Origin of the sequence: Intrasporangium oryzae NRRL B-24470, assembly GCF_000576595.1 — a bacterium.
In the GTDB taxonomy this organism is placed as follows: Bacteria; Actinomycetota; Actinomycetes; order Actinomycetales; family Dermatophilaceae; genus Intrasporangium_C; species Intrasporangium_C oryzae.
In genome coordinates, this window is sequence record NZ_AWSA01000084.1 from 1 (window position 1) to 10,118 (window position 10,118).

Below are 10,118 nucleotides of genomic sequence, written 5' to 3' on the forward strand. Positions count from 1 at the left end.
TCGGCCTCATTTTCGAGCGTTGCCGACAGGTCAGCGGTGCTGTAGCGCTCTCAAGGCAGACAACCACACTTGAGTTCAGTGTGACGAGCAATCGAGGCTCTCCTCTCTTGGCGCGCTCCCCGATGATGAACCGCGACGGATGCGCCCCAAGTGCAACCTGACCAGGCGGCCCACGGCATTCTCGCCGATCCCTTCGAAGATCGGGTGGCGCCAGCCGATTGGTGCGCGTTAGTCCGCACGTTGGTCATCCAGACACCAATGCGACTCACGCGCAGAAGTCGTAATCGCTTTGATGCTCAAGGTGTCCCGGTGCTCCCGCCCGAGCAGCCGCACCCCGTCGGTCAGAGGCGCCAGCGCATCCCAGGTCCCGGCCGGGTCACCGGCTTAACCGGTCCAGCCAGGCCCGGCTCTCCAAAGTGTCCGGATGCTCCGGGCCGAGCAGACGCACCCGGTCAGTCAGCAGCGCCGCCAGCGCATCCCGCGCCCCAGCCGCGTTACCGGCCTTTCCCGTCCACCACGCCAAGCTGGCCCGGGCGCGAAGGGTGTTCGGACTAGTCTTGCCAAGCACTCGCACCAGGTCGGGCAGCAAGGACGCCAGCGCATCCCGGGCCCGGGTCGGATCACCGGCCTCCCCGCTCCACCGCGCCAGGCTGGCCCGGGTAGCCAAGGTGCCTGGAGCGTCATGACCGAGCACCCGTACCCGATCAGGCAGCAACACCGCCAAAGCGTCCCGCGCCTTGGCCGGGTCACCAGCCTGTCCTATCCACTCAGCAAGGTTGTTCCGGGTTGTCAGCACCGCGGGAGCGTCCGGGCCATGGAGCCGCTCCAGGTCCGTCAGCAGGGCCGCGTACGCGTCCCGCGCCCCAGCAGGGTTCCCTGCCTCCCCGATCGCGGATGCCAAGTTATTCCGGGTTGTCAGGACCTCTTGAGCATCCGGGCCAAGCACCCGCTCAAAGTCGGTCAGCAGGGCTGCGTACGCCTCCCGCGCCCCAGCAGGGTTCCCTGCCTGCCCGATCCAAGAGGCCAGGTTTGTTCCGGGCCGCGAACGTGTCTGGATGATCCGGGGGGAGCACCCGCTCGAGGTCAGGCAGCAGCGCCGCGAACGCGTCCCGCGCCCCTGCTGCGTTCCCGGCCTCTCCGATCCAGGAGGCCTGATTATTGCGCGCCGCCAAGGTGTCCGGGTCATCTGCGCCCAGCACGCGTGCCATGTCCGGCAGGAGCGCCGCGAACGCGTCCCGAGCGCCTGCCGCATCCCCAGCCTCCCCGATCCAGGAGGCGAGGTCGTTTCGAATTATGAGAGTGGCCAAGTCGTCCTCCCCGAGTTCGGCGAAGGCACGCTCCAGCCAAGCTCTGAGAACCGTGACGTTGTCCGCGGGGCGATGCCCAAGGCTGCGACCGACCCGCTTCACAGCATCGATCTGGCGGCCCACCGCCCAGAGGTGCTGCGCGAAGGCAAGCTTGACGTAACCCGAATAGGCGGCAGCAGTGCCGTTCATGTCGCGTTCCAGCACCGAGAGGATCGCCTCGTGTCCGCGTCTGGGCGACCTCCGGCCGTCCTCCGCTGCGCAGACGAGGTGGTCCCTGAGTGTTTCGTGGGCCAGCCCTATCGTCTCCTCGGAGGTTCCGGGCTTGGCCCGGACCACGAGTCCATCCAGCCCGACGAGCAAGTCCCGGGCCTGGGCGGCCGTTGCTGGATGTTCGAGAACGCCCAAGGCGTCGTCAAGGATCCCGAGCGGCAGGATCGGACCGGTGCCCGCGGCGGCGAGGATGGCAAGCGCCGCCGCCAGCAACTTGTCGTCCTGGACCCTGATTTGCGCTGCGGTGATGGCTCGCTCGTAGAGGTCCGCGAGGCTCACCCCTTCTGGCGGCGCATCGACGGGCCCTACGGAGGTGGCGAGGTCAGCGAGGACCTTCGCGTCCAGCCAGGTGTGGGTCTGCGCAGCGATGGCGCGCACGAGCCCTTGGTCGGGACCACGGCGCACCAGGTACGCGATGACTTCTTCAGCAGGCGCCTGGCTCATGTCGATCCGCAGTTGCTCTCGACCAAAGTCAGGCAACGAGCCGGGACGGCCTGTCAGCAGCACCCGAACCCCCGTCAGGTTCGAGTCCTCAATCATCGCCTTCACGGCTTCGCTCAAAACCGCGCGAGCCGCGGCGTCCATCTGGTCCAGTGCATCGACAGCGATCCGTACCCGCTTGGGGCCCGTCACTGTGAGGGCCCCAAGGGGTCCCACGAGGAGTCGGGTCATCGCATCCTGCCTCCCCAGCGCGGTCTCATCGAACCGGGCGGTGTATCGCTCAGACGCCTCAGCGAATCCTGGGAGGCGCTCGAGTTGCTGAGCCAGCATCTCGGCGATGGCAACGAGGGTGGGACTTGTCGCCGCGAACGCCACCGCATGCATGAAACCGGGTGGAATGGTGTCAGGCGCCACTTCCGGACGGGTCAAGGCGGCCACGACCGCCGACTTGCCTGAACCTGCTACTCCAAAGAGCGCAACCACCTGACCGTGCTTCCACCCGGCCACGACCTGCTCGAGGGTCTGGGTGGTCTGGAAGTCTCGGGTGAGCTCCACCGCCTCGCCACTGGCGGCGGTGCCGGCGAGGGGCCACGCGTTGGGGGAGGCTACGTTGTGTCCAATGAAAAGCCCGGGGTCCGAGAGTTGCCATCGCCCTGAATGGCCAAGGTACGCGGTGGGTCCTGGGTCTTGCACACGCCGGCGATCCGCCCGATCACCTGATCGTCCGCCTGCAGGTAGTCATGCGACAAGCTTGGGATGCCATCGCGTAGCAGCCGGTGCAGCGTGCGGGTGAAGCACCCGTCCCGCGCGGCCTGGTCGAACGTTGACGTGACGAGCTGCACTCGCATGCCAGCCTCCGCAAATGTCGGCGCCAGCACGGGCCGCCATGTCCGCCAAGCCTGCACCTGACTGGCAGGCATCCACCAGCAGGATCAGCCCATCGAGGCCGCTGTGGCTGCGCACTAATTCGGTGAGCCGCTGCCCGAACAGGAACCCGGTATCTGAGTCTGGCGGGGACTGCCCATTCATGGGCAGCAGGTACAGGTCGTTCCCCACAGCCTCAGCGTGGCCCACGAACGCCATCAGCAGAGTCGCCTGCGCCGCGTCAGCGGCTGCCACCGCTGCCTTGACCTCGGCCACCATCGCGCTTCGGTCCGGGTCAAGAACTAGCCGGCTCGACTCCGGGTCGCACCCGCCCCGGTAGGGGTCCACGAGCACGTCGAACAGGTCCCGCGCCGCCTGCGACAGGAACGACAGGGGAAGGTTGGGCAGCCCGCCACACTGCGATCCGATAACCAACGCCCGACGCCCCCCCATAACCTCATTGAAGCCCTCACGGACCGGGCCAGCGGCCGATAGCCTCAAACCAGCACAGCCCGGAAAGGAGGCCTCTGTGGCTGACATCGTCCTGGTGCATGGCATCGCCCAAGAACAACGGGGCGCGGCAACGCTCGAATCGGAATGGTTGCCTGCCATCGCCGACGGGCTTCGCGCCGCCAGCCATCCGGACCTGGCCACGCGCGTGTGGCCGGTCACCGGCTCGACGGAACGGATCACCGCCGAAATGGCCTTCTACGGCGACCTATTCCTCGAACCCGGCACCATGGGTACCACCGACACCGTTCCGCCAGCGGGCGAGGGACGCGACCTAGCCGAAGCGATCGCCCAGGAGTGGCTACGCCACGGCGCCGAGCGGGTCAACCCAGACCAGCAGGCCGCCACCACCCAACTGAGCTACCTGCAACCTGAGGGCCACGAAGAGCAGGGCCCTATCCAGGAAGCCCAGCGCAGCGCCCTTAACGCCTTGGCCCGACTACGCTGGTTCGCGCCTCTCGGGATGAGATTCGCCGGCAAGTTCGTCAACCAGACCCTTTCCCAGGTCACCGCCTACCTCACGGACGAAACCATCCGCGACGAGATCCAGGGCCGAGTCGCCGCCCTCATCGGTCCCGACACCAAGGCCATTCTCGGCCACTCCCTCGGCTCCGTCGTAGCCTACGAAGCCGCTCACCGACTCAGCCACCCCATCCCGCTCCTGCTCACCATCGGTAGCCCCCTCGGTCTGCGAACCATCGTGTTCAACAAAGTCCGACCACAGCCCCCCGGGTATCCCCCGCAGGTGCGGCGGTGGGTCAACATCGCAGACCGCAACGACCTCGTCGCGGCCGAACCGGATCTCCGCCCACAATTCGGCGAACCACCCCCGGGATGCACCTTCGACGCCGCCTGGACCGTCGTCAACGGGGCCAAACCCCATGACGGCTCCTTCTACTTGAGCAAGAAGCAAACCGGAATACCCCTCGCGCAAGCCCTCACCGAGCCGCTTTAGACCCCTTCACCAGCTGCCGCCCGTTGGGCCGCTTCGCCAGGTCCTCCAAGCCGAGCACCATCGTCGAGATCATCATCATCACGAACAAGGCGGGAAATATCCAGCCAATCTTAACTGGCTCGTTGATCCAGATCTCCTCGACGGTCGGGTCGTCGTAGTCCTGGACGAGGCAGCGCACCCCGAGCGACTGGTGCGCGGGGTCGGGGCCGGAGCGTCTATGTGTCGACGCCGCCCTGATCGGTGCCGACATCAAGGGCTGGGCGACCCGGGGCTGGGTCGCTGTGCGAACTCGAGCGGAGTCGCCTTCCCCAGGACGCCGACGAGCTACAGCGCTCCATCGACGCCTTTCGCACGGACGCCCGGCCCTACTGCGAACTCATCGAGCGGATCGCTTGGCTGGCAGTCGCCGTGTCAGCGAGGCCTCACTCTGATTCTCCGGCGACTGCCGCTCATACCGCGCTCGGTGTAGTCGATCCCGGAGCATCGCCCGTCCGTTGCCTCAACGCGGCGCGAGGATCCGCAGCTGGAGCATCGCCGCGAACCGCTGCTCCGGATCACCGATGTCGAGTCCGCTGACCTCCTCGAGCCGACGCAGCCGGTAGCGCAGCGTGTTGGGGTGGATGAAAAGTGCGGCTGCGGCGGCGCGGACGTCGCCGAGCGTGTCGAGCCAGGTCTCGAGGGTCTCGGCCAGGTCCGAGTCATTGTGCTCGTCGTACGCCAAGAGGCGCGCGACGGGGCCGAGCGGCCGCTCACCGCGCGCAGCGGCGAGGTCGCGCAGCTCGAGCAGGAGGGACTGGGCATGGACATCGGGAAGGCGGGCGACCCGCCGTGCTGCGTGCCCCTCGCGCAGGACCCGCAGCACGCGGGTCGCCGTCGCCCGCGACTCGGCCACCCCGCGGACGTCGTCGCCCACGCCACCGATGCCGACCACGATCGGTAAGCGACTCCCGACCCGCTCGCAGAACTCCTCTGCCAAGCGCGCGGCGCGTTCCTCCGGCTCGCTGCCGGGTACGACGGCGAGCAGGCCGTACGCGATGCCGCCGACCACGGCGACGGCAGAGTTGGGCATGGATGCCGACAGGTGCACGCTGAGCGCGTCGGCAACCCGCTCGAGGTCGCCGGTCCCACGACCGTCGCACGAAGGCGTCCGTCTTCCTCACGGGAGGATCGCGTGCAGCCACGACGGACGGGCGACCGCGACGTCGATCAAGACCTTCAGCCGCCAACCAACTGAGCGACAGCGGTGACGTCCGAGGTCACGTGTGGCGCAAGGAAGTCGCCTCCACTGGGTGTCAACCGGCACGCGGCGTCGGGTCAAGAAGCGGCCCGCGTTCACGGCCGACGAGGCAAGACAGAGCTACTCCAGCCGCAGCGCCTGGGTCGAGCTCGGCTGCTGAACGATCTGATCCACCCCCAGGTCGGCTCGCACGAGGGCGTCCAGGTCAAGTTCCCCGCGCACGGCATTCAGAAACGCCGAGCGGAGTTCCACTGCCCGCTCCAGGAGGCGCACCACGGTGTCGGCTCCGGTCCCGCCGACCCCGGAACCCCCAGCGACGATCACGTTCTCGATCGACTGGAAGGCCAACTTCAGCTGCCACCGTAAGGCGGACGCGGTATCGGCGACCTCGCGCGAGGTCGTGAGCAGGAGCACCTCGCCGAGCGCTCCGACCAACTTGGCGGCAAGCCCGGGGTTCCGGTCGACCCGAGCCTCCGTGGGGGATTCCTGCCAACGGCTGACCATGTCTGCCGTCGCGTTGCTCGACGCCACGGCGAACTGCGAATACCTAGCGGACGCCGCCCGCAGAGCCGCCCGCCGCTGCTGCTCCAGGTCTCGCTGCGCCGCTTCCGATGACTGACGCCCGGCCATCCATTGGCTGAGGCCGGCACCCGCCACCCCCCCAACGATGGCGAGCGCGCCTCCGAGCAACGTGTCCACGAATGCCATGCCAACGCTCCATACCCTCGGGGGCGCTTCGAGATCGCGCCCAGGAAATCGGACAGAAGTACCTTGCCCCGTGCGCTGAACGGTGTGACTCTCACCCTCTGCTTGTGCAAGGAGTGTGAAACGCAGGAGACGAAACAGCGTCTCCTATTTGCCCTTGCTGGCGACAAGGGTGCGAGATCGGTCCGGCTCTCGGATGAGCGAAGCGGCGTCGAGGCCGAGCAGCCGGCATCTGGCGACGATGATGCGTAGTGCGGCGCGGGCGGCTTCGACGTCCCCGTTCATGGCGCGGTCCCAGACCCCATGTTGGAGGGCGTCGAGGCGGGCTGTCTCGAGGTCCCGCAGGGAGTCGACGGCCTCGTGTGTCCGGCCCTGCAGCGCCTTGCTGACGGCCTGGTAGACCGCGCCGCGGTTGGCGTAGCCGAGTTCGTCGGCGATCTGCTGGTAGGTCCACCCTTGGGTGCGCAGCTCAACGGCGCGGGCGCGACGAGCCGCGGCCAGGGCCATGTTGCGGTGCCGGCCGTCGACCCGTGGGAGTGCTGCTGCGGCGGTGCTCATGGGAACCATTATCACCGACTGATGCGCGGAAGCAGCGCTACTGGGCCGCCCCCGCGCGTCCCAGCCGATGCAGGTGTTGCCCCCAAAGCTCCTCCAGCAACCGGTTATCGCGTGACGGCACGATGGTGCCTTCGAGTCGCCGAGCTCAGGGCATCACGGAGCGTGAAGGTCACCGCTTCGATCGATCCACCACACTTCGATCTGCGCGGCGGACAGCGAAGCGACCGTCTGGCCGTGCAGCTCCCGGTAACGCGGGAAGTCGGGCAGCACGATGGCACTGCGCCACCTCGGTTCCTTGCCCCGGAGCCGCATCGCGGCAAGCACGGCCTGGGCGTACCCGTGCCCGGCCTGCGTGCCGGGGAGCGTGCGCTTCGCCTCGCCGGCACGCGAGGGATCCGCATAGTTGCGACTCGGGAAGCCCTTCACCTCGATGCCTGCAGTCTGACCGTCACGGGCGGCGACCACATCGATGCCATGCTCGCGGGCCGCGGTGTTGGCGACCGACAGGATGCGCCAGCCGTTTTTCACCAGGGCAGTCACCAAGGACGACTGGACGTCGGCCTCCGTGTACCACTCCCCCGCTGGACGCCTGTCTTGGTCTGGTTGTGGCTGGGGAGACGAACCGGAGCTAGGTGGGCCCAGGGGGACCGGTGCGGCTGTGCCTTCGGAGGTAGCGCCGGTCGGTCTGCTCGTCGAGGCGGTCGTGTTGCGGGCGCGCCATTGCTCGATCTCGTTGATCGTGGCGCGTCGGAATACTCCGCGATCGATCCGGGTGAGGAACGGTTCTCGGTGCGAGAACTGAGACCGGTCTCCGACGTTCCAGCATGCCCCACGGATGTGGGTGCGCACGGTTCTCTCGTTGGCCTTCGACGGCGCATGGCGGCGGAACCAGGACAGCACCTCCTGAGAGGTGAAGGGCCCGGACTGCGTTGCCGCGTAGTCGCGCAGGCGGTCCCAGACCGTCCCTGCACCGCCGGTGGACACTGGCTCAGGTAACATTTCGCCGCTCGCCGCCTTGGCCTCACTGTCCATGGCGGACGCGTCCAATCCGCCGCAGGTGTTGCCCCCAAAGCTCATCCAGCAACCGGTCTTCGGGTGACGGCACGATGGTGCCTCCCATCTGCGGTGTCCAGTCTCGTCCCGGGGCCGCGTGTGAGCCTGCTCCGGGACGGCCGCTCCGCAGGGGGTGTGCTCGCCGGGGGCTGTTGGGCGCCCTTTCCCTTCGCCGCGGCTAGGGGCTGCGGCGCCCTCCGCCGCCCAGACGGCCGGGGTTTGCCGGTCGCCCTGAGAGCACGTCCAGAAGCAGCAGTGCGATCGCGCTGATGCCTAGGCTCGCTGAGACGGCGGCGTTCTTGACGGCCGCGTGTCGGCAGTCCGTCGTGGTGGAGTTCTTCGCATCAATCGCGAACACGGCGAGGCGGTGCTCGTGATGCCACTGGGCGGCCAGCTGGCGGATCCTCGACGGCACACCGTGGTTGGTAACCACAGGGACACCGAGCGAAGCATCGCTGGGCGCGAGCGCGGCACCAACGAACTGGGCCGGCCACATCCCAAACTGGGGGAAGAGCCGGGCGGCGACAGACCAACCAGGACGATGGTCAGAGGGGACTCACGCCGGCGGGGGTGGTCCGGCACGCTGCGGGGGGTGCCGTCCCCGGCTGACTACCCGCCGGTGCGCTTACCGAACGGAGTGGACCAGGACCGACCCGATGGTCCACCTTTCGAGACGTCGCGATCAACGACATCGATTCCTCCGCCTTCTCTGGACGCACGTGGTGGCATGCGTCATAGCTGGCTCGATAGCCCAGCCGTTGACTCGCCACCGACGGGCCAGCAAGGCCACATACGCGGAGGTACACAGGTGCTGAAAGATGCAACATTTCTGGGTCTGGGGGCAGATGTTTGGTTCCAGGGTTTCCTTGGGGCGGTCCTTGCCGGGCTGGTTTCGGTCCTTGTTGCCTGGATCACGGCGCGCGGTCAGGTGAAAGTAGTTGGCCAGCAAGTGGAGCAGGAGAGGCTTTCCCGCCAGCGCGCAAACTATGAAAAGGCGGCTTCAGAGCTGTTGGAACAGTTGCCAGCGTTAGCCGATCGCGCGCGCGTCTACGCCTCCGCTCGGCGCCAGGAGGCAATTGAGGGGCGAAAGTACGACAACCTATATAACGACGCCCGCCGTGAGGTCGCCAAGCGCCTGACGTTGCTGGGTGACCGACCTCTGCGACGGACCATAGCTGAGACACCTGTCGCCTTCCAACGCTACGCGCAATGTTTCGCTAATAGCTTCCTGCTTCAGGGTGACGTGGCCGAAAGATCAACGATTGAATGCGCTGAGACGCTGGGAGCATACGTCGCTACTGTCGTCGATCTGATTTATGAAGACTGGGCAAGTAGTGTCGGCACGACTCGAAGCGTCGAACTTCCGAATTTGTTAATGCCACTTGACCGGTAACCCGGGTTATTCGTGGTCCTGGACCCGGTCCCAAGTGGCCACGACCCGGCGGAACCCCGACCGTCGCCCATCCGCCCGCGCGGCGGGACTGCTCGGGTTGCGCGAGCCACGTCCTGAACGCCTGCTTGGACCGGGCCCTCGACGCAAGGAGTCCACGGCCTCGTGTGTGCGGCCTCGTGTGTGCGGCCTCGCGCCGCACAGCTGACATTCACCTTCAGGGTCGAGCCGAGAAGACGACGCGTACCGGACTCGCAGTGCGAAACGCAGGAGACGAAACCGCGTATTCTTAATTGTCTTGGCTGACAACGAAAGTACGAGGTCGGTCCGGCTCCCGGATCAGCGATGTGCGGCAAACCAGTCGATCCCCAGCTACTTGCCTGCGCTCGCGCGTCACCTTGCGCCTGGCCCTCAGCACCTCAGCTGTGGAGCCCGCACCAGCGCAGCCGGTCGACGTCAGGGGGCAGCGTTCGCGCCCTTCTTGCGCATTTCACTAATCAGGCGTTCGGCCTGATCAGCCGCAGCGTCCACCTGGCGTCGATATTCGGCCACGGCCTTGCTCGCAGACTCGATTGCACAGGAAAAGCGGCTCTTCATACCTGAGGTGGGTCACAGGCTGAGGCCTCCTCCGATGAGGAGCATCCGCAGCCGGTAGTTCTCGCGGTTGCGGAAGCCGCGGGCGACACGTCGGTGGAGCTCGATGAGGCCGTTGACGGCTTCGGTGCCGCCGTTGTTCGCGCCGCCGGTGGTGAAGTACGCGAGGAACGCCTCGCGCCACTGCGCCAATGTCCGGCCGAGCCGGGCGATCTCCGGGATCGGGCAGGAGGT

11 protein-coding genes and 1 pseudogene are annotated in these 10,118 nt (G+C 67.1%); 2 read left to right on the forward strand and 10 right to left on the reverse strand.

Annotated elements, in window-relative coordinates; translation table 11 throughout:
• Positions 1 to 376: 376 nt before the first annotated feature.
• The 3 genes from N865_RS23970 to N865_RS20770 are packed head-to-tail and all read right to left on the reverse strand — an operon-like array spanning position 377 to position 2,866.
• Positions 377 to 946 carry a tetratricopeptide repeat protein gene (locus tag N865_RS23970; protein ID WP_051511192.1) on the reverse strand — a complete coding sequence of 190 codons (570 nt, stop codon included), beginning with the start codon at positions 944 to 946 and terminating at the stop codon, positions 377 to 379.
• A 4-nt stretch (positions 947 to 950) separates the two neighbouring features.
• Complete coding sequence (locus tag N865_RS23145; RefSeq protein ID WP_051511193.1) at positions 951 to 2,573, reverse strand: tetratricopeptide repeat protein; 1,623 nt, start codon at positions 2,571 to 2,573, stop codon at positions 951 to 953.
• A 50-nt stretch (positions 2,574 to 2,623) separates the two neighbouring features.
• Positions 2,624 to 2,866 carry a hypothetical protein gene (locus N865_RS20770; RefSeq protein WP_034810185.1) on the reverse strand — a complete coding sequence of 81 codons (243 nt, stop codon included), beginning with the start codon at positions 2,864 to 2,866 and terminating at the stop codon, positions 2,624 to 2,626.
• Positions 2,867 to 3,411: 545 nt separating this feature from the next.
• Here N865_RS20770 and N865_RS20775 point away from each other — a divergent pair.
• Positions 3,412 to 4,347, forward strand: coding sequence for a hypothetical protein (locus tag N865_RS20775; protein ID WP_051511194.1), 936 nt, complete (start codon positions 3,412 to 3,414; stop codon positions 4,345 to 4,347).
• Here the strand turns inward: N865_RS20775 and N865_RS20780 are convergent.
• The 6 genes and pseudogenes from N865_RS20780 to N865_RS23355 form a co-directional block, all read right to left on the reverse strand.
• A complete protein-coding gene (locus N865_RS20780) occupies positions 4,331 to 4,597 on the reverse strand; it encodes a hypothetical protein (protein WP_034810186.1) in 267 nt (88 codons plus the stop codon). The two genes, N865_RS20775 and N865_RS20780, sit on opposite strands and share 17 nt — an antisense overlap.
• 249 nt (positions 4,598 to 4,846) lie before the next feature.
• Positions 4,847 to 5,209 (reverse strand): PucR family transcriptional regulator, encoded by a 363-nt coding sequence (locus N865_RS23790; RefSeq protein ID WP_281173528.1) that lies wholly within the window; start codon positions 5,207 to 5,209, stop codon positions 4,847 to 4,849.
• Positions 5,210 to 5,452, reverse strand: a pseudogene (locus N865_RS23795) (hypothetical protein); the annotation flags it as partial.
• 252 nt (positions 5,453 to 5,704) lie between these two features.
• The gene (locus N865_RS20790) at positions 5,705 to 6,292 is read right to left on the reverse strand and encodes a hypothetical protein (protein ID WP_034810187.1); all 588 of its coding nucleotides are present in this window, start codon (positions 6,290 to 6,292) and stop codon (positions 5,705 to 5,707) included.
• Positions 6,293 to 6,436: 144 nt separating this feature from the next.
• Positions 6,437 to 6,847: a helix-turn-helix domain-containing protein gene (locus N865_RS20795; protein ID WP_051511196.1), complete on the reverse strand. Its 411-nt coding sequence runs from the start codon at positions 6,845 to 6,847 to the stop codon at positions 6,437 to 6,439.
• 153 nt (positions 6,848 to 7,000) lie between these two features.
• Positions 7,001 to 7,879: a DUF7669 domain-containing protein gene (locus N865_RS23355; protein ID WP_211244942.1), complete on the reverse strand. Its 879-nt coding sequence runs from the start codon at positions 7,877 to 7,879 to the stop codon at positions 7,001 to 7,003.
• Between the two features lie 829 nt (positions 7,880 to 8,708).
• Between N865_RS23355 and N865_RS22895 the strand changes: the two genes are divergently transcribed.
• Entirely contained in the window at positions 8,709 to 9,293 is a 585-nt protein-coding gene (locus N865_RS22895; RefSeq protein WP_157557814.1) for a hypothetical protein, read from the forward strand.
• Positions 9,294 to 9,899: 606 nt separating this feature from the next.
• Here N865_RS22895 and N865_RS22490 read toward each other — a convergent pair.
• Positions 9,900 to 10,118: transposase (locus tag N865_RS22490; protein ID WP_211244943.1), on the reverse strand; the 219-nt coding region annotated here is incomplete at its 5' end.